Source organism: Sediminispirochaeta smaragdinae DSM 11293 (assembly GCF_000143985.1).
GTDB classification, from domain to species: domain Bacteria; phylum Spirochaetota; class Spirochaetia; order DSM-16054; family Sediminispirochaetaceae; genus Sediminispirochaeta; species Sediminispirochaeta smaragdinae.
Genome location: NC_014364.1, coordinates 2,411,497 through 2,437,640 on the forward strand (window position 1 = coordinate 2,411,497; position 26,144 = coordinate 2,437,640).

Genomic DNA, 26,144 nt, shown 5'->3' on the forward strand with positions numbered 1-26,144 from the left:
ATAAAAATAAAACGCGTACGTAATACATCAATCCGAGGAGTATCCAGATGAATATTTCACTACTACAGAAAAGCCGATATGGCTATAAGCCTATTCTCCCGAGAGCCCTTTCTGGGGATCTGGGAACGTTGAAAACGGTGACGGGAGAGGCAACCGAATCGGTTGCCAATCAGAATGAAATGAAACAACTCTTTCCCATAAGTTACGGAAAGCCAATCGTTACCTTTGAACCCGGCGAGGGCAGCGTCACTTCAAGAGCCTTAAAGGTGGGGGTCATCCTTTCCGGAGGGCAGGCCCCAGGCGGACACAATGTCATTGCAGGGCTCTACGACGGTTTGAAGAAATGTAATCCTGAATCGAAGTTATTCGGTTTTCTCGGAGGTCCTTCAGGCATTCTGGATGATAAAGCCATTGAATTGAGCGATGGCTATGTCGATCAGTACCGCAATACCGGAGGATTCGACATTATCGGTTCCGGCAGAACAAAACTGGAAACCGAAGAGCAGTTTGCCCGCTGTGCGGAAGTTTGCAAAGCCAGGGGCATAGAGGCCATCGTCATTATTGGGGGTGATGATTCCAATACGAACGCTGCGGTTCTGGCCGAATACTTTGCAAGGCAGAAACATGACCTTTCGGTGATTGGTGTTCCTAAAACCATTGATGGCGACCTGAAAAATGAGCAGATCGAGGTAAGTTTTGGTTTCGATACCGCTACAAAAACCTACTCCGAACTGATCGGTAATATTGAACGTGATGCAAACTCCGCCAAGAAGTATTGGCATTTTATCAAGTTGATGGGGCGATCGGCCAGCCATATCTGCCTCGAGTGCGCCCTTCAGACACACCCAAGCATCGCTCTTATCAGCGAAGAGGTCGAAGAAAAGGGAATGACACTCAATGAGATAGTCAACCAGATTGTCGATGTCGTTGTGACAAGAAGCAAAGAGGGGGAAGATTTCGGCGTTGCCCTTGTACCCGAAGGGTTAATTGAATTCGTTCCGGAGATGAAACATCTCATTGAGGAGCTCAATGACCTACTGGCTCACCACGAGGAGCATTTTTCTACCCTCAGAACCTTCGAAGATCAGTCCGAATGGGTAAATAAGAACCTTTCACGGGACAGCTCCTATGTCTTCTCCAGCCTGCCGAACAATATTCAACGCCAGCTTCTCATGGACAGAGATCCCCACGGAAATGTACAGGTATCAAGAATCGAAACCGAGCAGCTGCTTATTGAAATGGTTGCGGACAAGCTCGAAGAGATGAAGCACGACGGCAAATATGCGGGAAAGTTCTCTACACAGCACCACTTTTTCGGATATGAGGGGCGTTGCGCCTTTCCTTCCAATTTTGATACAAACTACTGCTATGCCCTTGGTTTCAACGCTGCGGTTCTTATCCGAGAGAGCCTAAGCGGCTATATCTCTTCCATCAGAAATCTCGGCCAGCCAGCCTCCCAATGGGTCGCGGGGGGAATTCCTCTTACCATGATGATGAACATGGAGCTTCGGCACGGAGAGATGAAGCCTGTCATCAAAAAGGCCCTTGTTGATTTATCTGGAGCTCCTTTCCGAACATTCGTTGCACACAGAGATGAATGGGCGGTTAAGACCAGCTTTACCTACCCCGGTGCAATCCAGTACTATGGGCCGGACGAGGTGTGTAATATGCCTACTATTTCTCTCAGCCTCGAAGCGGGAAAAGAGTTTATCTAAAACTATGATAAAGGGCGGCGTCAGATGAAGCCGCCCTTTATATGGTATATATTAATCGTATTGTGATGCTAAGCCGTTTTTTTTCATACCGTTTTTTTATGGTTTTTCCACTTTTGATTTCACTCTTGTGTTTTTCCTGTGCAACAAGGTATCCCAACGCCTATCTCGATACCTCGATGTACAGAATCGAGCAAGACCGAAAAACCATCGAAGAAGAGGAAGGGCTTTCGTTTCCCTTGTCGGAACAACAATATCTGAAAGAAGATATAAACGGGCACTTGCCTGAAAGTATTTACATAAAGACCCGTACGCAAACCTTCAATACCAATTACTATTTCATTCTCGTCGACGGCCGCATCTATTATAAGTCGAGAGATAAGGAAACGAAGCCGACGGATTGGGCCCTTTTGACAAGAACGGGATTGCCACACAGACGTTTTTCCCTGAATTTTCATCATGCATCACGGATTGTGGAAATTTCTGCGGACGCCGATGAACTTATGGCCTTGTCCGATGAAGGAGTATTCTACCGCATAAAACTTGGCTATAGCCTCCGGCAGAGGAAGGAAAGGTGGTACGATGTTCAGGGGTGGCCCTATGAATCGGAGTTGAAGATGAATCCCCTTGTCGTGGGAAACCGCGCTTGGAGCATCGGGATCCGTAACGACCAGGTTCTTTGGTACGAAGATATCTATCACAATCAGCATCACTATGGGACCATGGGTATTAACACCATCTACGTTCTCGGAAAAGAAGGCCAAGAGATACGATTTGCAGATACAGGATTGCCTAGTGATTTCAGCCATAATCTCCTTGGTCCGGAACGGGGAAGTTTTATAGCGGAATCGATCAGTGCAAGTGCATCGACCATGTTCCTTATAAACGCCGCCGGAGAGATGTATACTCGTTTGGCGGATTTCGACACCGTCGGGAGCGATCCGATGTTCTATAAATATACCTATGAAAAACGGGATTTCGGCATAGCAGGTTCCGATTACCGCTCTAATTTCACCCCATGGGCCCTGCCCTCTGAGCCTTGGCAAAAGCAGCCTTCCGTCAACCTGTCGGCAGGGGCTCGACTATCCCGTCGCATTACGATACTTCAGACTGGAAAAGGAAACGAAGCCCGCGAACTGCGTGTCGCGGGAAGCAATTCTGCGGGAGAAAACGGATATTATTATAAAATGCTCACCGATCAAACATGGTCTTTTCGAAAGGCTCCGCTCTTTTTGTCGGAAGAGGATTTTCTTGACGATCAACTGATTCGTAAAGGGAGTGCACCTCGAGGGCTTAGGCAGGAACACGCCTTTGAGGGTAGATTGTGGACGGATAATGTTCCGGATAGCGAATATACCTTCTCCATTCCCGATTTTTCGATTCAGGAAGGATCCTGTCATCTTATTATGCAACGGGGAGAAGAGTCTTTTACCCTCGTTCTTCATCCTGTAGAAATGTGGACCTATCTCAAGAGATACAACCCTGGCAGAGACGGTACAGCGAAGCTTTTTTTTATAACCACCGAGGTTCCCAAAACAGATTATGAAACCTTGTCTCCGGAGTTTTCGTCAATGATACGGGACTATATTGCACCCGAAAGCCTACAGCTTTTTGCTTATGTTGCCGAGGCGACAAGCGATTATGTACTCATAAAACCAAAAACAAGTCACAATCAGCGCTCCTATCTTTTTTTGACAAAACCGGGTGAAGAAAAGCCATATACTCCAGACATCCTAAGAACAGGAGCGGAAGGGGATGATGAGTTAATCTCCCGCTATATGTCGGAGGAACTAGTTCTCAAGGACCCTGATTTTGTGGACATACGACGGAGAAGCGAGGTCGAAAAAAAGCTTGCCGAAAATATCGAGTATCGGAAAACCCTTGATAAGGCGCTGAGATTGTTTCGCGGATATGCCAGAAGTTCCGATCTCTCACGACTCGCCTATTCGGCCTTCGACGGACTATCGTTCGTCACCTTTATGCAGCATATCGATTTCCCCAAAATTAAGACATTGACCATGTTTGGTGAACCGATCATGGCGAACAACCACAATCTCTATACCGCAATGGCCGAGAACAAGGATTGGCTGTACGGAAATATCATAGCGCTTCTTGATTTGCGCATAGCTGCATATCGAGAGCTATTGGAGGATTTCGACGATAATAACTATACAGCAACTGTTTCGCCCCATTATGCAGAGGACTATATCGGTTATTTTCGTAAGCTTGGGATTCCCTCATCCGCACGAGGTTCCCTCTTCCTTTCCGAAGGTACATCGGCACAAGGCAAGATATTTCCGATCTCGCCTCTTTTTCCGGGATTTCTTATCGTTAACGATGATACGTCGGATCTCATTCTTGTTGAACTGGTAAAACCGGAACAGGCCATCTCGAATCTTCTTCAGGACGATCAAAAGGAAAAGATCCTTAAAACGAAGGTTCGCTTTTATCTTATGCATGCCTCCTATGAGGAAGAAACAGCGCTTTCCTCACTGCAAGGTGCAAACGGATGGATTGAATGGGACGATAGTCACCTTACCGTTATACAACGAATTTCTCTCTTTAAGGCAAAACGGGTGTTTATCGCCTTTACGCACTGAAATCCCATATCAATCTTATATCTGCTTATCGGCAACGGCATCGTAGGTGAGCTCAAGGGCTTTTCGCACTTCCGGATAGTTTTCATAGAGTAACGTCGTCAAAACCTCGATAAGAAAATAAAAAGGTAGACGGGTACTTAACTCCGCCTGAAGAGCCGGAATTTTGATTGCCGTAATCATACTGCAATCCGACAGTTCTATTAATGGCGATTTTATATGGTTTGTAAACGATACGATTCTTGCCTTCGCTTTTTTCGCCAGCTTGACTGTCTCCAAAATTCCCTTTGTTGCTCCCGAAAAAGAAAATACAACCAGCAGATCTTCAGGACTTAATAAAGAAACCCGATATGCCTGGACATGTTCATCAGCATCAAGCGAAATGTTCCCAAACCCAAGCCGCAATAGTCTGTACACAAAGTCCTGCGCCATGGGAAACGATCCACCGAAACCGATCACAATAATCTTCCGTGCCGCTATAATATGCTGTGCTGTCTCGAGCAGAGCTGCCTCATCGGTATTCCGAACGGTACTATTCAGCTGCTTGATTACTTTCTTCCGATAGCTTTCAAGAAAAGAGCCGTTATCACCTTCTTTTATCTGTTCAACATGATTATTTTCAGTTGCAAGACGAATTTTGAAATCCTGAAAACCCGAACAGCCAATTTTTTTGCAAAAACGAATAATGGTACCATATCCGACTCCGCTTTCTTCTATAACTTCGGTAATGGTTTTAAATATGATCTGGGGATTCTTCTTGATATAGCTAATTAATTTCTGCTCAGTCGAACTAAAAACATTCGACTGCGTCTCAATCTTATCCCATAAAAGCATATCGTTTTTATAGCATAGTTCCATTATTCTGTCTTTGTAACTTTGCTGCTATATTTGGGAATACCTGCTTTGGGATTTTTTTTGCACGCATAGGCAACCATGAGCTCTTGAAATGTCGTCATTACCCCAAGGGCTGCCGCAATATCGTTTCCCACAGGACAGTGGATAGTGATGGCATGGTCTAAAGGACTCATGCCGGAGGAGTCTATCACTATCAAGGCACAGGAACTTTTCTCAACTATTGTGCTTAGACTCTTGGCCAGTGTCCCTGCCCTTCCGCTTTGACGAAACAGAACCAAGACACTATCCTCGGAAAGGACCTCTACAGGACCATGTCGCAGTTGGCCGGCCTCGTTGCAGACAATCGGCTGGCCACTCAACTCTTCCAGGCCAAGAGAGAAAAGATGTGCAAGTCCGGAGAATAGGCTTCGTCCTGTAACAACAATGTGTTGCTTCGCATATAGTACGCCTAATGCCCGTTCCATCGCCGAAAGGTCGGATTGTGCAAATGCAATAGAATTCATAACGGCCTCTTTACTGACGCCACCAAGCTCAAGGGTAATATATGCCATGACAGCTAAGGAAAGGGTAACGCTTCTTGTTCCGGCATATGCAAGCTCGGCACCTCCCGATGCCACTATCGCGTTAGTCCCTTTTGCAATGGAGCTTTCTTCACTTAGCGTTATGCCGTAAACCTCTTCATCGGAAAGCAAATTCATACATTTAACAGTTTCTATGGATTCTCCTGATTGTGATGTCAGGATCACCAGCCGGTCATTAATGGCCACCGGACTATAAAGGAATTCCGAAGCGGTCATTGCCCAGGCTTCAACGCCGCAGGCTCGTAATTGCAAGGAAAATATCTCATTAACAAAGTGTGAAGCCCCCATGCCTAAAAGGAGCACTTTTTTCCTCTCTTGAATTCTTGCCGCAAGTTTTGTCATCTGTATATGCTGTTGCCTGTAGGTCTGTACGGCGTCCGCCGCCTGCTTATTCATCTCGACCAAGAGAGGTTCGACTCCTGTCGTATCGGAAAGGAGCATTTTATACTTATTCAATAGTTCGTTCATTCTTTATCGTTCCTCCGTGTATGCCATTAATGCAGCTCCATAACATCCTGCCAATGATCCCTTACGTGCCGGTATCAATCTCGTTTTCCCGTATGTGGAAAGCAGGCGTTCAAGCAGACAGCTAAGGTCGGGAATAATATATTCCACAAGCAAGTCCTCTATTCCGCCTCCGATAATGATGATTTGGGGATGAAAGATGATCGAAAGACTCAGCACGGCATCGGTCAAGGCCTTAACCAAACGCTTTCGGAATTTTTCTTTTTCTTTATCACTCCCCTGAGCTTGTAATATCTCCTCCGGAGATGAAGCAAAGCGCAATTGTGCATCTCTATTTATTGCGGTTCCCGACAGGACATTCTCCAGGCATGCCGTTTTTCCGCAGTAACAGAGGATATCTGCATCAACTCCTACCGGAATGTGGCCTATCTCAGGATGCACTCCGCCTGGAAGGCGAAAGATTTTTCCATCAAGGCGGATCGAACACCCCACTCCAGTTCCGAATGTCAACATGATGGAGTTCCCCGGTGGGGTATCCATGCTTTCAATTTCCCCCAGGTGAGCCGTGTTCGCATCATTCTCAAGCAGGACGGGAACCTGCAGGCGTTCCCGAAGTGCCATAGTGAGGCTGTGCCCTTCAAAACCTGGGAGGGTATAGGGATTTTCAATAACACCTGTCTTGATATTAAGCGGCCCGGAGCATCCAATACCAAGCGAACAAAGCACGCCTCCGGAGTTCTTGAGCATCGTGCCGATCTCTTCAGAAATGGTATCGACGGCTCTTTCCATCCCGTCTATCGAACAGGTCGGAAAGCTTGCAGTATCGATAGGATGCTTTTCGGCATCAAGCAACATGCATTTCATTGATGTTCCGCCTATATCCAAACCGGCATACACTTTCAATCCTTTACGCCTCCCATCATCAAACCTCTTACAAGAGAACGCTGAAGAAGCAACCCTATGCAGACCGGAGGAAGCGACGCCAAAACGCCCCCTGCGGCGATAAGGTTGTAATTTGATTGTCGACCAGAAGCAAGATTGGAAATCACAACCGGCAAGGTAATTGCATTTTGGCTGTTGGTATAAAGCATTGCATAAAAATACTCATCCCATGCCATGAGAAGAGAAAGAAGTGCAACGGTACCGAGCGCCGGAAGTAAAAGCGGCAAGACAATAAGTGAAATTCGCTTGGTAAAACCTGCCCCGTCAATGATGGCGGCCTCCTCTAAGTCATAGGGAATGGTATCGATATTTTCTTTGATAAGCCAAACGCAGAAAGGAAGGATGATTGTGCAATACACAAGGGCAAGTGAAAGAGAGTTATCCAACAATCCTATTCTTGAAAGGATGCGGTATAAGGGCAGCGCATATGCGATAGGCGGCAACATAAAGGTAAAGATTGAAATCTTGAGAATGATATTCTTCTTTCCCGGATAGCGTGAAAATACCCAGGAAGCGGGAATGGTAACAAACATGGAAATAATGACCGCCGATAATGCAGTTTTGAGACTATTTCGGAGGCCGTAGAGAAAAAGTGTGCCTCGACTGTTCAGCCCGACTATCAATAGCCTTTTATATGATGCAATATCAATTTTCTCGGGAATCCAGTGGAGGGGTTTTGTGGTGAGATCTGCAGATGAGCTCAGCGACATGATGATCAACCAGAGAAAAGGCGAAAGAATATACATCACTAAAAGGATTACGGCAGCATACTTTAAAACGATGAAAAGTCTATTGGTCCGCATGGTACTATCCTATGATGATCTTTTTGTCGTGAGTACACGAAGGTACATACATATCAATATCATGATCAGAGCGACCATAATAATTGCAAAGGCCGCACCAGATCCCATTCGCGAATTGGTAAAAGCCTCCTGATAGACGAAAATACTTCCCGATCTTGTCTTATTTGCAGGTCCTCCCTTTGTCATAATGTAGATGATGTCGAATACCTTGACGGTTTCTATGATGCGTAAGACCAGGGCAACCTGGAGGGAAGGTATGATATGCGGCAGTGTTATATAAAAGAAACGTTGGCCGGCCCCGGCCCCATCGATCTTTGCAGCTTCGATTTGTGACAAGGGTAATGTTTGTAAGGCGGAAAGCGTGATCAAAGCCACCAAGGAAAAATTTTTCCAGACATCGGCAAACATAATCGACGGTAAAGCCCTACCTGCATTGCTAAGCCAGCTGGTGTACTCTTTCATAATGCCAAGTTGAAATAGTAGGGAGTTCAGCGCTCCATATTCGGGATTATAGATCAATCTCCACATGATGGCGTTTACCACAGTAGGAACGGCCCACGGCAAAATGAGCAGTGCCCGTACAAAGCTTCTTCCGACAAAAGGCTGGTGTACCAACAACCCGACAGATGTTCCCAGAACCATTTCTGATGTGACAACAACTAAGGCAAACAACAAAGAAACTTTCAAGGAGCTCAGGAATCCATCATCGTGGAAGGCATCTATAAAATTCCGCCATCCAACAAAACTGGCAGGTTCAAGCCCCATGAGCGTCGTATCCGTAAAGCTGAGAAAAAATGTTTGCAGCAAAGGCCAGCCTATCACTGTCCCCATGATTACAACCATGGGGACAATAAGTACATTATACTTCCGAGCTTCTGCGATACTCATTTATTTAATTTCCGAAATTTTCTGCACTGCCTCCTGCAGGGCCTTTTGTGGGGACATGTCACCATAAAGTGCAGACTGGATATATTGCTGAAGAATAGCACTTGCTTCCTGATAATTGGGCTCACTGGGGCGAACATTCATAATCGAGAAAGCCTTTTTTGAGGCCTCGACCAACAGTTCCCTCCCTTCACGAAGCTTGGGATCGTCATACGAGGCTGTCCAAACAGGAAGCTGCAAATTTGAATACGTGTCCTGTACTTCCTTGCTTGACAGATACAAAATGTACGCTAAGGCTTCTTCGAAATGAGGTGACTTTGCTAAAACGCTCAAGCCCATCGAACCGCTCATTGCTGCAGATTCTTTGATACCGGAAGCCCCCGGCAGAACCATGACTCCTACATCTTCTTTTTTCAGGCCACTCTCTTTTGGGTCGGTCGCCAAAGCAAACATATACGCCCAGTTCAATGTAAATGCCGCGTCTCCGCTGGAAAAAACGCGACGTACATCTTCTTCCAGATATTCGAGAGAGTTCGGATTTAATAATCCGCTCTCCTTCAAGTGTAGAAGGAATTCCAGGGCTTGGACGCCAGTCGTGTCTAAAATATAGTTTCCGTTTTTATCTTGAAAGGAGGCTCCGTAGGCTTCCAGAAAATTGGAATAGACACACATGAGGGCCTCTGCTTGGGCAAGACTAAAAACGAAGGGATATTCTACAATCCCTTTTTCCTTTAACGCCTTACCCATGGCTACCATGTCCTCGATACTGGTAGGCGGTTGCTGAAAACCCGCAGCTTTCAGCATTGTCGTATTGTAGTAGAGGTACATGGTATCAAGAAACCAGGGAACCCCATACACTTTTCCCTTCTTTGTTGTAAAGTTCCAGCCGCCTGCCAGAACTCCCTCTTTATATGAAGTAGGTATTTGATCGGTTATATCGCGTAACATCCCTTTGGAAACGTATTCGGCGAACCATATATCATCTACGAGTACCGCATCGTAAGGTCTGTTCGACCCATATGCAAGTAGGGTTTTATTTCTCAATTCCTCGTACGGTACAAACTCTGTATACACCTTGATATTCGGATGTTCCTTCATAAAATCGGCTGTCATATCATTTACGTTTTGTTCCGAATAGGCGGCCTGGGCCATACCCAGGAACCTCAGCTCAATCTGCTCAGGCCCCTGAGACTCTTTGGAACCGGCCGCAAAAACAGGAGAGAGCGTAAGAGAGCAAAGCAAGCAGACCAGAAATAAACCACCCTTTTTCATCTAATTTCCTCCTTTAGATTTTGATGTATCAATCAAAAGAAGTAAAAACACAATTTTGTTAAGTTGTATTTTATATCCACACAATACACATGTAAAGGATATTTTATCCATAGCTTATTTTATAATTTTCTTTTGGTGGTTTTTTAATACCATCTCCAAAAAACTTGCGGAAACGATAATGCACGTCTTATACTTTTGTATACTTATTTTTACTTCCGCAAAGGCCTCACTCCACATATGGACGGCCGATCTACGGATAGTTACTTCATGGAGTGTGGATATGTACTTAAAGCATGCGACAATTGGAAACAAGCTTATTCTGGTCATTGTATTATTGCTGCTGGTGATCTGCGGCGGCATGGGCTGTGTGGCCTATCTCAGCGCCGCAAAAGAGATACAATCAAGTGTCTCGGAATCTCTCGAGGAGATTGCAACGGATTCCGCCAGGTATATTCGTACGGTAATCGACAATAAGCTGCTCGAAATCGAACTTCTCGCAAGTCAGGAGGCGCTACGCAGCAATAACTGGACAGAGCAAACATCTATTCTTAAGGACAAAGCAACTCAACTCGGATATTTGGGGATGGGGATTGTCGGGCTGGATGGCACAGCACGCTACCCCGATGGCAGTAGCGCAGATCTCAGCGACCGTGAATATATCAAGAAGGCTTTTACCGGAACAAGCGTAATCTCCGATGTGATTATCAGCCGAGTCACGAAGCAACCGGTTATCATGTTGGCAACGCCAATCAAGGATGCAAAAGGAGAGATCTCTTCGCTTTTGATCGCCAGACTCAGCGGTATCATTCTTTCCGATATTGCAGAAAAAGTCTGTTATGGTGAAGATGGATATGCATACATTATAAATAATCAGGGCATACTTATTGCCCATCCCAATAGTGACTGGGTCATTCAGGAACGGAACTTTCTGAAAGAGGGGAAGAACAATCCCGAATTTAAGCGTCTATCTGAAACGATGGAGCGCATGGTTGCAGGAGAGACGGGCTTTGATGAATATCCCTTTATGGGGGCCGTTCGTTTTTTCGGTTTTGCTCCCATCGAGAAAAACGGTTGGTCCATAGCCATTGTTGCGTCACGCAAAGAGGTTATGACGGGGACAATAGTGATGGCCAAAAGAATGATCATTCTCTTTCTCGTTTTTCTCCTTGTCGGGATAACGGCGGCTCTCTTTTTTGCAAGAGGAATCAGCAGGCCCATACAGAAGGTGATGCGTACCTTAAAAACGGTAGCCGAAGGCGATCTAACGCAAAAAGTTTCCGTAAATACCGGGGATGAAATCGGCCGTATGAGCAGCAATTTGAACAGCACCATCGATAACCTTAGCGAAATTGTCTCTACCATTCGAGGCAGCGTGGAAGAAACGCAGGGGTCGATTCAGGAACTGCTTGCAGCAATGGATAAGGCCCAAATTTCTTCCGACGATATTGCTTCACTTGCCGAGAAGGTAAAACAAGCAACCATGAATCAATCAACGGTGGTTCAGGAGGTTTCATCCACCATCGAAGAGATCAGCCAGACCATAGAAGCACAAGATATAAAGATCAATTCGCAGGCCGCCAATGTAACGGAAAGTTCTGCGGCTATCAAACAGATGATCGTCAATATCCGAACCATTGCAGAGGGTCTGGCGGCCACCTCAAAAGAGTTCGAGAGGCTGAACGAGGTTGTCTCATCGGGGAGCAGCAATGTACATGCACTTAAAGAGATTATCACCAACCTTTCAAGCCAATCGGAAAGCATTGTTGAAGCAAACGACACGATCACCAATATTGCTTCACAGACAAATCTTCTTGCCATGAATGCCGCCATTGAGGCCGCTCATGCCGGTGAGGCAGGAAAGGGCTTTGCTGTGGTTTCCGATGAAATAAGAAAGCTCGCGGAAGTTTCCAACCAGCAATCTCATGTCATATCAGAAGGGTTGACGCTCTTTCGGAATGCGATCGTCTCCTCCGTTTCCGTATCAACGGAGGCCCAAAGTTCATTTGAGGCCATCGTCGAATCAGTGCGAAGGGTGACACAGATTGAAAAGGAAATACAGGCTTCTCTTGACGAACAAGCGGGGGGAAGTTCTCAGGTATTGGAAGCTTTGTCGGATATTAGTCAAATTACGGAAGAGGTTCATGCCGGTTCAAACGAGATGCTTACAGGCAGCAGATCCATTCTTCAGGAAATAAGTAAACTGGTGGAGATTTCCGCCAACGTCAGGGAATCGGTTCTGGCCGTAGCGGAGAAATCAAAGCAGGTGGATACCGTTGTTCATCAAGCGGTCGACCTGCTGAATTCCAGTAACACCGGCATCGCCTCAATGGAAGAAAAGGTATCGCTCTTTAAGACATGCTGACAGGATGCTGCTGCGTAAAAGTTACAACAGCCCGGTAAGAATTTTTGCAAGTTCCTCAAAGGAGAGTTTTGCCGGGCTGTTTTTCATGGAGGCTTTGGCCGCCAAAGCCGTAAGCTCTTCCTCGGTGAAACCGTAGTCGGAAAGTCCGGACAGGGGGTAGCTACGTTGCCACGAAGTAAGGGTTTCGTTGAGAAGTGCAATTCCGCTGTCGACGGCTTCCCGTGCCGCAGAAAATGCTGCTTCCCGCCCTTTTATATGCCCCGAAAGCAGATAACCGCAGGCGGCATAGCGAATCTTTCCATCGTTTGAAGGTATACGCATCGTTAGCGCCTTTGTGACAGGTGGAAGCAGCAGACCGCAGGCAACCCCGTGAGGAATAGCGCGATTTCCGCCCAATACTCCGGCAGCACCATGAACGAGGCCTAATCCGGCGCTTGCAAGGGCTATACCGCTGTAAAAAGCGGCAAGGGCCATATCCGAACGTACCCGGTAGCGCGCCTGTCGATCCTCTTCGGAGAGGTCCTCCCCATCCGCTTTTGAAAATTCACAGGCCGAAGGAAAGGCCGTGGAGGAAAGAGAAAGACCGGCAAAGCTATATAAATCGGTAAGTATAGTTGCTTTTGTAGAGACCGCAGCCTCGAGCAATTGCGTAACTGCATCCCAACCGGCAGGCGCTGTTACGCCGTAGGGGGCGGCATCAAGGAGCATGGGGTCAAACATTGCCATATCTGGAATAAGGGCCGGATGACGCATCGATTTTTTAAAGCCCGCTGTTCCGACGGAGGAAAGAACGCTATTTTTCGTGGCCTCGCTACCGGTACCGCTGGTGGTGGGAATGGCAATGAAAGGAAGACGCGTTCCGGTCGGAATCAGGTCCCCGACCCCTTCAAGATAGCGTCGGGATGGCTCTTCCATCGTTGCACAGGCGGCAGCAGCCTTAGCCGTGTCGATAACGCTTCCCCCTCCGATGCCGACGACAATAAGTTCGGCTCCCCGCTCTTGCTGATTTTTCTTTATATCGGCGACACACCGATCGACCAGCGCAGGCGAAGGCTCGCCGGAAACATGAAAACGTAAAAGTCTAAGATTTTCTTCGTATAGCCCTGCAATGATACGGGAAGAAAGGGGGGTGCGATCGAAAGAGGAACCGCCGCTTATGAGCGCAACGGTGGAAATAGAATTACCCCACCCTTCTCGAATCACTCTTCCAAGTCGGAGCACACTACCGGCACCCATGAGGGTTCGAGGAATGGCTTCCAGCGCAGCAGCTTCTTCATGCATGATTAGCTCCGAAAAAAAGGAAGTTTTATCTGACGACGATCAGGATCACGAGCCTGTCTGAAGAGTATTGCAACATTTCCAATGACGGAGATAAGTTCGGCAGAACATTCATCGGCAAGATAGCGACTCATTTCCCGTTTTTCCTGCTTGTGATCTACGAAGCGAAGCTTCAGCAACTCGTGCTCATCGAGGGCACGCTCGGTCGCACGAACAATATTATTATTCATTCCCTCTTTTCCCACCATCACCACGGGATTAAGGTCGTGGGCCAGCTTGCGTAGATAGGCCCGTTGTTTACTACTAAGTTCCATCTTTGAAGATTAGCGCGAATGGCGGAAAAAGTCGATCCCTATCCACTTTGCAGGATCGGCCATCGATGCATCGATCATACCGATAGCAACCTTTGCCGTTGTTTCCGCCACAAGGTAGTTCTTCCCGCCAAAGGCAAAGCGTGCACCATTTCCTACAACATCGGTACCGACAAGGCTATGGCCATAGACATCAGATACCATGAGAACAGAATCGATCCCGAAATGGTTGAGTACGGCGGCAAGCAAAAGCCCCCTGCTGTCACAGTCGCCTTCCCCTGATACTGCCACGGCAAGGGGACCGTCGAGATCACTCACCCCCCCACTTCTGCGATAGGAAAACCCCTGGACCCAGCCAAGCAGGCGAGAGGCAAGTTCCCGTTTGGTAAGCCCTCCGTCATTATCAGAACGGGAAATCACTCGATCGAGAACCCGATAAAGGGGATCAAGCCTGTGATAGGAATCCCGGTAAATAATCCGATAGTAACGCTGCCACGCCTCTGCCGCCAGAGGGGTACCGGCATAGGTAACAAGGAGGTTCGCCTCCCTCTCAATGACCCATGCGGCCGCCTCAATATCCACGCTGTCGTAGACAAGGCTCTCGTGGGAATCCTCAAAGGTGAAAGAACTTAGCCGTTTTTCGCCTCCATGTTCGTCGAAAAGATAGCTTGTCACAGGTCCCGGGCGAAGCCTGTCATCATCACTCATACTAAAAGAATCAAGTCCTGATAAAAGTACCGTCGACATCGCCGAAAAACGATCGGGATCGGTTAAGGCCATCAAAACAATATCGAGGCGAGCTCCCTCGATGGCAATCAGATAGCCGTGAAAAGCAATACCATCCCCCGGAAAAATGAGAATATCGGAAAAACGTGCATTTCTTTCCCGATAGGAGAAGGCGTCGGTTTGTTGCTCATCCGCGGCCAAAAGTTCGATCAGATCATTGACCATGGTATCGGCATCATCCCAGGTATCTCCCTCGTAGATCTTCAGACGAAGGTAACCGCCCTCCCCGGAAGGTGCAAAGGTTACGCTTTGGTCGTCTCCTCCCACATACTCCCAGCCCGTCGGAGGATCAAGGCCGAGGTTGTTTCCCAAATGTATCGGCCCGGCCCCAACGTGGGGGAGCACAGAAAGAAAGAAAAGGGCGAGCAGAAGCCATAAAGGGAAGCTTCGGCCCGATTTCATCTACGCTTCTCCTTCCACCGCAAATCGCTTTATCTTCTTGGTAGTCGTCATTTCCATCGCCTCCTCGGTTATTATAACCCTTGCGATCTTTTTATATGAGAGGAGGTCACGGTTGACTTCATCAACGATCTCTTGAATCCTCGCCTTAATTTCCTCAGGCGTATATGCGCTCCCCCGTTTTTTGCCCAAAGCTTCGAAGGCATCCTGGCTCGGATAAACAAGTGCCTCGATCCCCTCGCTCTTCATCTTCTTGTCGATAACAAAGCCGCGCACAAGAATCTGTTCTATCTCGTCGAAAAGCTGGAATCGATCCTCAATTTCTTCGGGAAAGACATTTTTTCCACCTTCGGTAACGATGAGATTCTTCTTTCGGCCGGTAAGATAAAGGTAGTTATCATCATCGAGGTAGCCGACATCGCCGGTACAGAACCATCCGTCATCGGTAAAAACCTCACGGGTGGCGGCCTCATTGTTGTAATAGCCCTGCATGACTACCGACCCCTTAACGACGATCTCGCCGATGCCGCTTTCGTCTGGATTAAGGATTTTCATTTCAATATGAGGAATGATCTGCCCCACGGAGTTCTCTTTGTAGGCCTCTTTAGGGTTGAGATTGATGATCGGCGAGGTCTCGGTCAATCCGTAGCCCTGGACGAAATCGATCCCAAGCTGGTTGAAAAGACTAAAGGTCGATGAAGGAAGCGGTCCTCCGCCACAGATACAGATGCGGTTGGTATCCAAAGAAAGCTTGGCGAGCAGCCCCTTAAACATCGCCTTTCCCGGGTTTACCTTAAAAATCTTTTTGATAAGGCCACTGAGATACATGAGGCCCCGAATAATTCCGTATACAAGAACCCCTTTCTCCCGAATGCCCCGTAAAAGCCCCTTGAGCATCTTGTTAAAGAGCATGGGAATGGCAAGAAACATGGTTACCTTGCCCTCTTTCAAATCATGGAGAATTTGTTTGATGGCAAGTTTTTTTGCAAAAATGATCTCGGCCCCCACCGACAGAGACTCTATAAAGACCGCAAGCATGGTGTAGCTATGGTGCAGAGGAAGAAGGGCATAGAAGACGTCGGTGTCGAAAATATTCATATTGCCCTGAGCCAGGTAACAGTCGGAGACAAGGTTTTTATGTGTCAGCATAACCCCCTTGGGATCTCCCATGGTTCCGCTGGTGAAAAGGATGGCGGCGAGATCATCCTCTTCGGGATACGCTCTCGGAAGAGATTCCGGCTCCACACATTCGAAGACATACCCCGGTTTCCGTGGCGAAAGGCTGATCTTATCTTCTTTCGAAAGGATCCCGTTTCCGTCAAGCTGATCAAATTTTTCTTCATCAGAAAAAAGAAGCTTTACATCGGCAAATTTCATCAGTGCATTAAGTTCAGGCACATGCAACTGATAATCAAGGGGAACAACAATTCCGCCGGCAAAAAGCACGGCAAGGTAGGCAACGGCCCACTCCGGACTATTTTTTCCGGTTACAGCCACCTTATCGCCCTTACCTATTCCCAGTTTGACAAGATAATTTCCTACCTTCTCGACCACATCCAGGGTTTCACGGTAATTAAGAAAGATATTGTCAGGTTCGTATATGGAAAGACAGCGATGCTCAGGGTACCTGCTTACCGTTATACGGAACATTTCGACCAAGGTTGGCCATTCTCCCATAAAAACGGTGCCCCTGTATGTATCGAGAAATTTCCACGGTTCTTTGTTTCGTTTCTTCATGAAAACTCCTTTGGCCCCATGGCCGTAGGGAAAACTATAGCTTATCTATGCGGTTGAAACAACCATTCTTTACATTTATCCCGTTCTTAGCTATTTTATGATCATGGCAGGAAAAAAGAAAGATAACAATTGCTGGAATAAAGAAAGCCCCAAGGGAAGTTGTAAAGATGATGATAAACTCTTCGGCCGATTTCCCAAGGGACAATTTCACTTTTCCATAGGGTATTTCCTTATTGTCTTCATAGTATTGTCAATGATAAACACGATGCTGGCGAAAACCCCGGCTACCCAGGTACCTTTTAGTCAATTTAAAAGCCTCATTGCTGACGGAACTATCGACAGGGTACAGCTGGGTGAGCATGAATACCTCGGCTTTCCCGAGGCACGCGGAACCAATGGCCCCGGTGTCGGACAACTGGGTGGACAAACCTATAAAACTGTACCGGTGAACGACCCCAGCTTCATCAAGCTGATGGACGAGAAAGGGGTGAGCTACGCTGCTGTCGATAACAGCGGAGGTCAAAGCATCATGGTTCTCCTAAACTGGATTATCCCCATTGCCCTGCTCTTCTTCCTCTGGCGTTACGTCCTCAAAAAAATGGGGAATGTAGGCGGCAATGTAATGAGCTTCGGCCAAAATCGTGCGCGTATTGTTGCCGAAAGCGAGACAAGAACCACCTTCAACGATGTCGCCGGTGTCGAAGAGGCAAAAGACGAGTTGGTGGAGGTCGTTGATTTTCTCAAGAACCCCACAAAATACACGGCAATAGGTGGCAAGATTCCCAAGGGTATTCTTTTGGTCGGCCCTCCAGGGACAGGAAAAACCCTTCTTGCAAGGGCCGTGGCTGGTGAAGCAGGCGTCGTCTTCTTTCGTATGAGCGGAGCCGATTTCGTCGAAATGTTCGTGGGCGTTGGTGCTGCAAGGGTTCGAGATCTCTTTCGCCAGGCACGAGAGAAGGCTCCCTGCATCATCTTTGTCGATGAACTTGATGCCATAGGGAAAAGCAGAGCGAACAACATCGGAGGTAACGACGAACGGGAGCAGACCCTCAATCAACTATTGGTTGAGATGGACGGTTTTGATGCGACCAGCGGCGTCATCCTTTTGGCCGCCACAAACAGGCCCGAACTTTTGGATCCCGCACTTCTGCGCCCCGGCCGGTTCGATCGCCAGGTTCTTGTCGACCGTCCCGATCTCGAAGGGCGGGAGGCTATTCTTAACATCCATGCAAAGGATGTTAAACTCGACAAATCTGTTGATTTGAAGGAGATTGCCGCATCCACTCCCGGTTTTGTAGGTTCCGATCTTGCAAATATCATCAACGAGGCCGCTTTGCTTGCGGTACGAGGCGGCCGTAATCTTGTCACCATGGCCGATCTCCATGAGGCGATCGAAAAGACGGTGGCGGGACTACAAAAGAAAAACCGCCTCATCAACCCGAAGGAACGGCGAATCGTTGCCTACCACGAAACGGGTCATGCCCTTGTTGCCGCCGCAACCCCCGGTTCCGATCCTGTACAAAAGATATCTATTGTACCCCGAGGTCTTGGGGCCTTAGGCTATACCCTTCAAATGCCGATTGAGGATCGTTATCTCATGAGTCAGGGAGAACTCATCGGCAAGATCGATGTTCTTCTTGGGGGAAGAGCCGCCGAACAGATCATATTTAACGAAATATCTACCGGTGCATCAAATGATTTGGTAAAAGCAACGGATCTTGCCCGTAATATGATCACCGAATACGGGATGAGTGAGCGCTTCAAGAATGTAGCCCTCACGAAGCGGGCACACAGCTATCTGGGCGGTGAGACGAATCAGAGCAGGGAGTATTCCGAATCGACCCAGCAGTATGTGGATGAGGAGATTGCACGAATCATCGATGAGCGCTATGAGATAGTTCTCAAACTTCTTGAAGAGCAGCGGCCTGTACTTGAAAAATGTGCCGCTCAACTCCTGGAGCGTGAGGTGATGGAATCGGATATCTTCATCGACTTACTTAAAGAAGAAAACTTTCCCGTAAAGAATCTTCAACAATGAAGAGCGGGTGCTCCGGAGCACCCGCAATACAATGACCCTCCGCATCAAGCCAGTCGAACCATACTCCGGGTCTTGTCGAGACCTGGAGCGGTGAGTATCCCTTTTTATAGATCATCGATCGGTTTTCTTCGATCAGATAGCCAAGGCAGAGGTAACGCATGCCCCGGCTTTTTGCGAGAAGTACTTCGTGAAGTATTGCTACGCGGCCCGGGCTGTAAATCGCGTATTCCTCGTCCCAGTAACAGTAGACGGCCGAGCAGGTATCTCCAACAAGGTCGATATGACTCACGGCAACGGTTCGTTCCTTATCACGAATACGGAGCAACGCAGCTCCTGGAGTTGCCGCGAAAAAGGAGTCGACAAAAGAATCATAATTTTCCTGCTCATCTTCAGCAGGAAAGGGAAAACGCTTTTTGTGCCGCAAGTAGAGTTCGAAAAGAGCAGGGTCCGGCAGCGGGTGTCTCTCGAGAGAAACCTCAAACCCGGCCCGTTCGCTTTTTCTCAGAACCCGTCTGTCGGAGCGGGAAAAGCAGTATGCCGATGCATCGATACGGACGGGAACACATTTCCCGCACCAGAGGCAACGTGGCCTGAAGAGAAAGCGACCAAAATGGCGGAAGCCCTGCTTTAAAAGATAGTTAATTCCCGATTCGGAGAATTCAACTGCAATAGCCCTCTCTGTTTGCGCACGAATGCCGGGGAGATAGGGGCAAGGGGTTTGGACCTCGGGAAGAGGAATAAGCGTAACATTCACGAGAGCTATCATACTGCTTTCAAAGCCTTTCGACGAGGGGTGCCGTCGTTGACTGAACGCCTATGGTTGGCTACATTGTGGGTCTGAAGGAGTATGCGCATGATGATTCGTTACTGGAAAGAGTTGAATAGTGCCGAGCAGGCGAAGCTGTTTCGCCGCTCGGAAATCGATATTGAAGCGGTAAGTAATTCGGTACACGCAATCATAGAACGTGTAAAAGCCGAAGGAGACGAAGCTGTTTTATCCCTGACCAGAGAGTTTGACAGGGTGGAACTCTCTGCCGGGCATCTTCGCGTTTCGAAACAAGAGATAGCGGACGCAAAGCAGCTACTCAAGCCGCCGGTGAAAGGCGCCATAGAACACGCCATCCGTAACGTGAGAAGATTCCACGAGGCCCAGAAACCGGAGGCCATGAAGGTGGTGGAAGTTGAGCCGGGCCTGTTTGTCGGAGAACGGGCCACAGCCATAGAGAGTGCCGCCCTCTATGTTCCCCGCGGACGGGGAAGCTTTCCCTCCATGCTTTACATGCTTGCCGTTCCGGCGGTCATTGCCGAGGTACCGAGAATCGTCATCACCACTCCACCGGGAGAAGATGGCAGTGTTGATCCCGCCTGCCTCTACGCCGCCGAGCTTCTGGGTATCGATGAAATCTATCGAGTCGGAGGTGCCCAGGCCATAGCCGCCCTCACCTTCGGAACGAAAACCATACGACCGGTAGAGAAGATCGTAGGCCCCGGCAGTATGTATGTAACCGCAGCAAAACGGCTTCTCTACGGAACGGTAGACGTCGGCCTTCCCGCCGGTCCCTCGGAATCCATCCTGATAGCCGATGAAACCGCCGATCCTGAGCTGGCGGCAAAAGATATCCTGGTGGAAGCCGAACATGGCTCAGACTCCTCGGCCCTGCTCATTACTCCAGACAGGAAGCTTGCGGAAAGGGCTGCAGACATCATACAAGAGCGTATTGCCGACCTGCCCGAGCCGAGGAAAGGGTTTGTCAGCGATGTACTCGACGGAGGCTACGGCGGAATCATCGTTACGGAAACAATGGATGAGGCAGTCTCCATCACCAACCAATTCGCTCCCGAGCACCTGGAGTTGATGGTATCGGAGCCCTTTTCCCTTGTGGGCAAGATTCGCAATGCGGGAGAAATCCTTCTTGGCAGAAACATCCCCTTCAGCTGCGCAAATTATATGGCGGGAGCAAACGCCGTATTGCCCACCGGCGGTAAGGCGAAAACCTATTCCGCCGTCTCGGTACGCGATTTTATGAAATACTCTTCGGTGGTGTGGTCCACGAGAGACGGCTACGATCGTATCGCGGACGATACCCGTAATCTTGCCCTCTACGAAGGCTTTATCACCCATGCTGCAGCCGTAGACCGGCGGTGGAGCTAAAAAATGTTCCAAACTGTAGATCAACTTTTCTCGTACTTTGAAACCTTTACCAATTTTGAAAAGAATCGGATCTCGGCATTGCGGCACGAACGGCTCGATCGTATGAGGTTGCTGCTTGCCCATGCAGGCATGCCTCACGAAGGGAAAAAGATCATACATATTGCAGGCTCCAAAGGAAAGGGCTCGACGGCAGCCTTTATCGGCTCCGGGCTTTCGGCACTTGGCTATAAAACAGGGAATTACCTCTCCCCTCATATCAGCAACTATCGTGAGCGTATAACCTGCAACGGCAGCTTTTTTCCCGAAGAGAGCTATCTTCGGGCAGGAAAAACCATCATGGATTTACTGGATTCAATCGACGACCCAGAGTTTCAATCCCCCTTCGGCCCGACCGCCTTTGAACTGCTTACCCTTCTTGCCCTTCTCGTTTTTCGGCAAGAAGGGTGTGATCGCTTCGTTCTCGAAACAGGCCTGGGAGGACGACTGGATGCGACCAATGTAGTTACTCCGATTGCATCTGTCATTACACCGATAGAGATGGAACACGCCGATGTTCTGGGTGATACCATAGAGAAAATCGCCGGCGAAAAGGCGGGGATCATCAAACCGGGTATACCTGTTTTCTCAAGCAAACAAGAAGACGCTGCTTTGGAAGTTCTCCGAAAACGGGCGAAAGAGCTGGGAAGTCGGTTTTACTATCTTCCGGAAATATATCCTGTAGTTCGCTCCCGCTGCAGCCTCTATGGTTCAGAAGTGGAAATAGAAGGGGCAGAAGAGAAGAAGCATTTTTCGATAGCCATGACAGGCGATTTCCAGGCCGAAAACGCCGCCCTTGCCTATTTGGTTTTGCGTACCGTAGAAACAGACAGCGAGGCGCTCTTCTCCGGATTCGCCTCCGCGACCCTCCCGGGGCGAATCGAAACAATCTCCTCCGATCCCCTGATTATTGTCGATGCCGCCCATACGGAAAGTTCGGTGAGAAGAGTCATAGCCAATTTCAGAAATATGTTTGACGACGGGGTCATTATCTTTGGATCGATCAGTGGAAAACGCAGTGATGCCATGGCTGCTCTTATAGCCCCCCATTTCCATGATATTATCATTTCGCGCCCGGGGACCTTCAAGAAAAGCGATCCCAAGGCACTTTTAGAAATCTTCAGGCGTTTCAATAAAGATGTTATTTTACAAGAAGATCCCACACAGGCCTTGGAGACGGCAAAAAAGCTTGCCGGTGGCAAACGGCCGATTCTTGTACTTGGCTCCTTTTATATGGCCGGAGAAATACGCTCTCGAGTGGTGCACAAGAGTACCCAGGAAAAGGTAAACGTGTTAAGATAGTTTCATGATAATATCCCGAAAAGCACGAGAGTTGACCCCATATGTTCCAGGAGAGCAGCCGGGACAGCAGGGCCTCTATGTGAAACTGAACACCAACGAAAATCCCTATCCTCCATCCCCGGCGGTGGAGGATGCCCTTCGCCGCTACAGATGGGAGGATCTTAGGCTCTATCCTGATCCCTGCTCGCTCGCCCTTCGGACAACCATCGCCGCTCGTTTTGAACTTCCGGTCGAACAGATCTTCGTCGGCAACGGTTCGGACGAGGTATTGAGCTTTGCCTGGTACGGCTTTTTCGACCCCGAAAATGGTCCGGTACTTTTCCCCGAGCATACCTACAGCTTCTATCCCGTTTATTGCGATTATTATGGCCAACCCTATGAACGAATACCCCTGGCATCCGATTTTTCGGTTGATATCTCGCTTTACCTGGAGCGCATGAAGGAAGAGTATGCCGGAATTGTTATTCCCAATCCCAATGCTCCGACGGGAATCGCTATTTCCCTGCAGGAGATCGAAACCCTCCTTCAGGCCACCGAAGGTAAACGTCTTGTCATCATTGATGAGGCCTATGTCGATTTCGGAACAGAAACCAGCGTCGGGCTGATTGAGCGCTTCCCCAACCTGCTGGTCGTTCATACCTGTTCGAAAAGCCGTTGCCTCGCGGGCCTCCGGGTCGGATACGCGATAGGAAGTAAAGAGGTCATACAAACAATTACCGCGGTAAAGGATTCCTTCAACAGCTACCCTCTGGATCGTCTTAGCCAGAAAATAGCGGATATTGCCATCCAAGATGATGTCTATTACGACAAAATTCGTGATATGATTATGGCAACTCGAAGGTGGTTTGCCGAGGCCATACGCAAAGAGGGATGGGAAGTACTTCCCAGTCAGGCAAATTTTATCTTTGCACGATATCCCGGGGCATCCGGGGATGCTGTCTACCACGAATTAAAAAGCAAGGGTGTCTTGGTCCGTCATTTCGGGCATCCGGGGATTGAGGATTTTCTTAGAATCACCATAGGAACGGATCGTGAAATGGAACGGCTTCTTCTTTTAATGAAAGACCTTACCTGTACCGCAGGAGTAAGCAAAAGGTGATCGAAGAGATCAAAAGCCTTGCAGAAGGTCGGATTATCGTCTGCCACGGGGATATCACCACCTTCAAAGGCGATGCAATTGTAAACGCCGCAAACTCGACGCTTCTCGGAGGCGGGGGCGTTGATGGAGCAATCCACCGAGCGGGTGGGCCTGAAATTCTTGCCGAATGTAAACGAATCAGATCAGAAAGGCTGCCCGGAGGGCTTCCCCCGGGTGAGGCCGTTCTCACCGGTGCTGGAAAACTGCCGACCCAAAAGGTTATTCATACCGTCGGGCCAATCTGGCACGGCGGAAAGCAGGGGGAGAAAGAAACGCTTTCGAATGCTTATCGCAACGCTCTTCGCCTTGCCGCCGATAGCGGTGTGGAACGTGTGGCCTTTCCCGCGATTTCCACCGGAGTATATGGTTTCCCAAAAAAACTTGCCGCTTCCATCGTCTATGATACGGTAACGGACTTTCTTCGCCATGAACAGCTTCCCCACACCGTTTTTCTTCTTTTTTTCGGACGGGAGGATGCAGAGCTCTTTCTGCGGGAGATCTAAATGTCGCTCAATTGGAAAGAGATAGCGTGTATCCTTAGCGAACTTCCCCTCGCAGGAAGCCATGTCCAGAAGATTGAGCAGCCCGACTTTTCCTCTCTTATTCTTAGGTGCTATGCACCGGGAAATAGATTTGCTCTTTTGGTGGCGCTTTCCCAGGGAAGAACTCGGCTTCATCTTCTTACCGAAAAGCGGAAGCAAGAGGTCGGGCTTCAGCGTTTCGCCCAGTTCCTTCGTTCTCGAATCAACGGAGGAAAAATCGTAGAAGCAAAGCAAATAGGTCGTGAGCGTATTGTCGAAATAACCATTCTTCGAGGTGGGGAGACTACCCGGCTTTTTGTCCGTTTATGGGGTGGAGCAGGTAACATCATTGCATGCGACGAAGATGGGGTGATTCTTGACGCCTTTTATCGACGGCCTGCGAAAAAAGAGATGTCGGGAGAACGTTATCGGCCAGAGGATCTCATCGCACGTTCCGGTACCCAAAAATCTGAGCGTAGTTTTGAGGTGCGAAGCTACCCAGCCACCGAGGGGCCCTATCCGTTCAATCGCTATATTGAAGCCGTTTACCATGAGCAGGAGATCGGTGAAGAGAGGCTCCGTCTACAGAAAAGAGCAAAAGCAATCCTTGATAAACGAATCATTCATTACGGCAATGCAGTCCGAAGCCTTGAGAAACAAATGACGGAATCCGCATCCAGTGAGAGACTCAGGGAGTATGGTGACCTGCTCATGTCCAACATACACCTCATTGAGGAGGGTGCGGAGAAATTTGTCTGCTCCTCTTTTGCCGATCCTGACATCACCATCGAAATCCCCCTTGATCCGACATGCTCTCCATCGGAAAACGGAACACGTTATTATCAGCGCTATAAAAAGGAAAAAACGAAACGAGGTTTTCTTGAACAAGATCTTGCATCGGCCCGCAGAGAACTGATTCGTTACGAAGAGTTTTCTCGCAAGCTTTCCGCAGAGCTCCCCGATGAAGAGGTAATTGAGTTTCTGAACGACTTTCTTCGGGGTGAAAAAAGCAGAAACAGCAAAGAGGCGGAACGTGAGGCCCCTGGATCGGGGCTTCGGTTCTTTAGCGGAATTTTCACCTTGCTTGTCGGACGAAGTGCAAAGGAAAATGATCAATTACTGCGAACATCGGTTCGGGGCAACGATTACTGGCTTCATGCACGGGATTTTCCGGGAGCATACGTCTTCATCAAGAATATGCCTGGTAAAAGCATTCCGCTGGATGTCCTCCTTGATGCGGGAAATCTCGCACTTTTCTTCTCTCAGGGAAAAAACGGGGGAAAGGGAGAGCTTTACTACACGCAGGTCAAATATCTGCGGAGGGCCAAACACGGGAAAACAGGGCTGGTTATTCCTACCAGAGAAAAAAATCTCTCGGTAGTACTTGATCAAGGTCGACTTGACAGACTTCTCGGAAAGGAGAAGGAACCATGATAGAAAAAAAGGAACAGGATATTTTACTAAAGGATGTTCGAGAGCAGATCTCCGCCGTCCTTGAACATCGGGCACCGCAGTTTCTTCCTGTCGACTCTCCCCAACTGGCACGAAAGAGGGGTGCCTTTGTCACTCTTCGCAGGAACGGAGCCTTGCGTGGCTGCATCGGGCACATCAGGGCCATCGCTCCCTTGAGAGAAACGATCAGAGAACTCGCATGTTCCAGTGCTTTTGAGGATCCCCGATTTCCGGCCCTTACTCTTGCCGAACTCGGAGATCTTGAAATAGAAATATCTGTACTCACCACGTTAAAGGAAGTGGCGGGGCCTGAAGATTTTCATCCGGGGCACGACGGGATTCTTATCGATAATGGTCGAGCCTCAGCCGTGTTCCTTCCTCAGGTCGCAGAAGAACAGGGATGGGACCGCAACCAAACCCTTTCGCACCTTTGCCTGAAAGCAGGACTACGGCCCATGGCATGGGCCGAATCAGGAATGCATTTCTTCACCTTCCAGGCTCAAGTGTTTTCTTAAAAAAG

At 48.6% G+C, this 26,144-nt stretch carries 21 protein-coding genes; 10 read left to right on the forward strand and 11 right to left on the reverse strand.

Annotated elements, in window-relative coordinates; translation table 11 throughout:
- The first annotated feature begins 47 nt into the window (after window positions 1-47).
- Window positions 48-1,715, forward strand: a complete 1,668-nt coding sequence (locus tag SPIRS_RS11370) for a diphosphate--fructose-6-phosphate 1-phosphotransferase (RefSeq protein ID WP_013254833.1) — start codon at window positions 48-50, stop codon at window positions 1,713-1,715.
- Between the two features lie 176 nt (window positions 1,716-1,891).
- Window positions 1,892-4,312: a hypothetical protein gene (locus tag SPIRS_RS11375; protein WP_245537578.1), complete on the forward strand. Its 2,421-nt coding sequence runs from the start codon at window positions 1,892-1,894 to the stop codon at window positions 4,310-4,312.
- A gap of 15 nt (window positions 4,313-4,327) precedes the next feature.
- On the opposite strand, the gene SPIRS_RS11380 is transcribed toward SPIRS_RS11375, so the two are convergent.
- Genes SPIRS_RS11380 through SPIRS_RS11405 form a run of 6 tightly spaced genes read right to left on the reverse strand, consistent with a single transcriptional unit; the run spans window position 4,328 to window position 10,112 of the window.
- The gene (locus tag SPIRS_RS11380; protein ID WP_013254835.1) at window positions 4,328-5,167 is read right to left on the reverse strand and encodes a MurR/RpiR family transcriptional regulator; all 840 of its coding nucleotides are present in this window, start codon (window positions 5,165-5,167) and stop codon (window positions 4,328-4,330) included.
- Entirely contained in the window at window positions 5,167-6,213 is a 1,047-nt protein-coding gene (locus SPIRS_RS11385) for an SIS domain-containing protein (RefSeq protein ID WP_013254836.1), read from the reverse strand. The genes SPIRS_RS11380 and SPIRS_RS11385 overlap by 1 nt, the downstream gene beginning before the upstream one ends.
- A 3-nt stretch (window positions 6,214-6,216) precedes the next feature.
- Window positions 6,217-7,107, reverse strand: coding sequence for an ROK family protein (locus SPIRS_RS11390; protein WP_013254837.1), 891 nt, complete (start codon window positions 7,105-7,107; stop codon window positions 6,217-6,219).
- 2 nt (window positions 7,108-7,109) lie between these two features.
- Complete coding sequence (locus SPIRS_RS11395; RefSeq protein ID WP_013254838.1) at window positions 7,110-7,955, reverse strand: carbohydrate ABC transporter permease; 846 nt, start codon at window positions 7,953-7,955, stop codon at window positions 7,110-7,112.
- Window positions 7,956-7,964: 9 nt separating this feature from the next.
- Window positions 7,965-8,843: a carbohydrate ABC transporter permease gene (locus SPIRS_RS11400; protein ID WP_013254839.1), complete on the reverse strand. Its 879-nt coding sequence runs from the start codon at window positions 8,841-8,843 to the stop codon at window positions 7,965-7,967.
- Entirely contained in the window at window positions 8,844-10,112 is a 1,269-nt protein-coding gene (locus tag SPIRS_RS11405; protein WP_013254840.1) for an ABC transporter substrate-binding protein, read from the reverse strand. It abuts the gene before it with no gap.
- A gap of 280 nt (window positions 10,113-10,392) precedes the next feature.
- Here SPIRS_RS11405 and SPIRS_RS11410 point away from each other — a divergent pair, with 280 nt between their 5' ends.
- Window positions 10,393-12,474 carry a methyl-accepting chemotaxis protein gene (locus tag SPIRS_RS11410; RefSeq protein ID WP_041866053.1) on the forward strand — a complete coding sequence of 694 codons (2,082 nt, stop codon included), beginning with the start codon at window positions 10,393-10,395 and terminating at the stop codon, window positions 12,472-12,474.
- A 21-nt stretch (window positions 12,475-12,495) separates the two neighbouring features.
- Here the strand turns inward: SPIRS_RS11410 and SPIRS_RS11415 are convergent, their stop codons facing one another.
- Genes SPIRS_RS11415 through SPIRS_RS11430 form a run of 4 tightly spaced genes read right to left on the reverse strand, consistent with a single transcriptional unit; the run spans window position 12,496 to window position 16,985 of the window.
- Window positions 12,496-13,755, reverse strand: coding sequence for an iron-containing alcohol dehydrogenase (locus SPIRS_RS11415; protein WP_013254842.1), 1,260 nt, complete (start codon window positions 13,753-13,755; stop codon window positions 12,496-12,498).
- 2 nt (window positions 13,756-13,757) lie between these two features.
- The gene (gene yhbY, locus SPIRS_RS11420; RefSeq protein WP_013254843.1) at window positions 13,758-14,066 is read right to left on the reverse strand and encodes a ribosome assembly RNA-binding protein YhbY; all 309 of its coding nucleotides are present in this window, start codon (window positions 14,064-14,066) and stop codon (window positions 13,758-13,760) included.
- Between the two features lie 9 nt (window positions 14,067-14,075).
- The gene (locus SPIRS_RS11425; protein WP_013254844.1) at window positions 14,076-15,251 is read right to left on the reverse strand and encodes a hypothetical protein; all 1,176 of its coding nucleotides are present in this window, start codon (window positions 15,249-15,251) and stop codon (window positions 14,076-14,078) included.
- Complete coding sequence (locus SPIRS_RS11430; RefSeq protein WP_013254845.1) at window positions 15,252-16,985, reverse strand: AMP-dependent synthetase/ligase; 1,734 nt, start codon at window positions 16,983-16,985, stop codon at window positions 15,252-15,254. It abuts the gene before it with no gap.
- A 97-nt stretch (window positions 16,986-17,082) separates the two neighbouring features.
- Between SPIRS_RS11430 and ftsH the strand changes: the two genes are divergently transcribed.
- A complete protein-coding gene (ftsH, locus tag SPIRS_RS11435; protein ID WP_013254846.1) occupies window positions 17,083-19,023 on the forward strand; it encodes an ATP-dependent zinc metalloprotease FtsH in 1,941 nt (646 codons plus the stop codon).
- On the opposite strand, the gene SPIRS_RS11440 is transcribed toward ftsH, so the two are convergent.
- The gene (locus tag SPIRS_RS11440) at window positions 18,983-19,777 is read right to left on the reverse strand and encodes a GNAT family N-acetyltransferase (RefSeq protein WP_245537580.1); all 795 of its coding nucleotides are present in this window, start codon (window positions 19,775-19,777) and stop codon (window positions 18,983-18,985) included. The genes ftsH and SPIRS_RS11440 overlap by 41 nt on opposite strands.
- 99 nt (window positions 19,778-19,876) lie before the next feature.
- On the opposite strand from SPIRS_RS11440, the gene hisD reads away from it, so the two are divergent.
- Genes hisD through amrA form a run of 6 tightly spaced genes read left to right on the forward strand, consistent with a single transcriptional unit; the run spans window position 19,877 to window position 26,139 of the window.
- A complete protein-coding gene (gene hisD, locus SPIRS_RS11445; protein WP_148224068.1) occupies window positions 19,877-21,175 on the forward strand; it encodes a histidinol dehydrogenase in 1,299 nt (432 codons plus the stop codon).
- A gap of 3 nt (window positions 21,176-21,178) precedes the next feature.
- Complete coding sequence (locus SPIRS_RS11450; protein WP_013254849.1) at window positions 21,179-22,513, forward strand: bifunctional folylpolyglutamate synthase/dihydrofolate synthase; 1,335 nt, start codon at window positions 21,179-21,181, stop codon at window positions 22,511-22,513.
- Window positions 22,514-22,517: 4 nt separating this feature from the next.
- Complete coding sequence (hisC, locus tag SPIRS_RS11455; RefSeq protein WP_013254850.1) at window positions 22,518-23,612, forward strand: histidinol-phosphate transaminase; 1,095 nt, start codon at window positions 22,518-22,520, stop codon at window positions 23,610-23,612.
- A complete protein-coding gene (locus SPIRS_RS11460; protein ID WP_013254851.1) occupies window positions 23,609-24,154 on the forward strand; it encodes an O-acetyl-ADP-ribose deacetylase in 546 nt (181 codons plus the stop codon). Before hisC ends, SPIRS_RS11460 begins: the two co-directional genes overlap by 4 nt.
- Window positions 24,155-25,606, forward strand: a complete 1,452-nt coding sequence (locus SPIRS_RS11465) for an NFACT RNA binding domain-containing protein (protein ID WP_013254852.1) — start codon at window positions 24,155-24,157, stop codon at window positions 25,604-25,606. It begins immediately after the preceding gene.
- A complete protein-coding gene (amrA, locus tag SPIRS_RS11470; RefSeq protein ID WP_013254853.1) occupies window positions 25,603-26,139 on the forward strand; it encodes an AmmeMemoRadiSam system protein A in 537 nt (178 codons plus the stop codon). The genes SPIRS_RS11465 and amrA overlap by 4 nt, the downstream gene beginning before the upstream one ends.
- Window positions 26,140-26,144 lie beyond the last annotated feature (5 nt).

Bases quoted from the DNA above. Each gene is read 5' to 3' on its own strand.
- SPIRS_RS11380 (WP_013254835.1), bottom strand. From the start codon at position 5,167: ATGGAACTATGCTATAAAAACGATATGCTTTTATGGGATAAGATTGAG.
- SPIRS_RS11430 (WP_013254845.1), bottom strand. From the start codon at position 16,985: ATGAAGAAACGAAACAAAGAACCGTGGAAATTTCTCGATACATACAGG.
- SPIRS_RS11450 (WP_013254849.1), top strand. From the start codon at position 21,179: ATGTTCCAAACTGTAGATCAACTTTTCTCGTACTTTGAAACCTTTACC.
- SPIRS_RS11395 (WP_013254838.1), bottom strand. From the start codon at position 7,955: ATGCGGACCAATAGACTTTTCATCGTTTTAAAGTATGCTGCCGTAATC.
- SPIRS_RS11400 (WP_013254839.1), bottom strand. From the start codon at position 8,843: ATGAGTATCGCAGAAGCTCGGAAGTATAATGTACTTATTGTCCCCATG.
- SPIRS_RS11370 (WP_013254833.1), top strand. From the start codon at position 48: ATGAATATTTCACTACTACAGAAAAGCCGATATGGCTATAAGCCTATT.
- ftsH (WP_013254846.1), top strand. From the start codon at position 17,083: ATGATCATGGCAGGAAAAAAGAAAGATAACAATTGCTGGAATAAAGAA.
- yhbY (WP_013254843.1), bottom strand. From the start codon at position 14,066: ATGGAACTTAGTAGTAAACAACGGGCCTATCTACGCAAGCTGGCCCAC.
- SPIRS_RS11385 (WP_013254836.1), bottom strand. From the start codon at position 6,213: ATGAACGAACTATTGAATAAGTATAAAATGCTCCTTTCCGATACGACA.
- SPIRS_RS11405 (WP_013254840.1), bottom strand. From the start codon at position 10,112: ATGAAAAAGGGTGGTTTATTTCTGGTCTGCTTGCTTTGCTCTCTTACG.
- SPIRS_RS11425 (WP_013254844.1), bottom strand. From the start codon at position 15,251: ATGAAATCGGGCCGAAGCTTCCCTTTATGGCTTCTGCTCGCCCTTTTC.
- amrA (WP_013254853.1), top strand. From the start codon at position 25,603: ATGATAGAAAAAAAGGAACAGGATATTTTACTAAAGGATGTTCGAGAG.
- hisD (WP_148224068.1), top strand. From the start codon at position 19,877: ATGATGATTCGTTACTGGAAAGAGTTGAATAGTGCCGAGCAGGCGAAG.
- hisC (WP_013254850.1), top strand. From the start codon at position 22,518: ATGATAATATCCCGAAAAGCACGAGAGTTGACCCCATATGTTCCAGGA.
- SPIRS_RS11375 (WP_245537578.1), top strand. From the start codon at position 1,892: ATGTACAGAATCGAGCAAGACCGAAAAACCATCGAAGAAGAGGAAGGG.
- SPIRS_RS11415 (WP_013254842.1), bottom strand. From the start codon at position 13,755: ATGCATGAAGAAGCTGCTGCGCTGGAAGCCATTCCTCGAACCCTCATG.
- SPIRS_RS11410 (WP_041866053.1), top strand. From the start codon at position 10,393: ATGTACTTAAAGCATGCGACAATTGGAAACAAGCTTATTCTGGTCATT.
- SPIRS_RS11465 (WP_013254852.1), top strand. From the start codon at position 24,155: ATGTCGCTCAATTGGAAAGAGATAGCGTGTATCCTTAGCGAACTTCCC.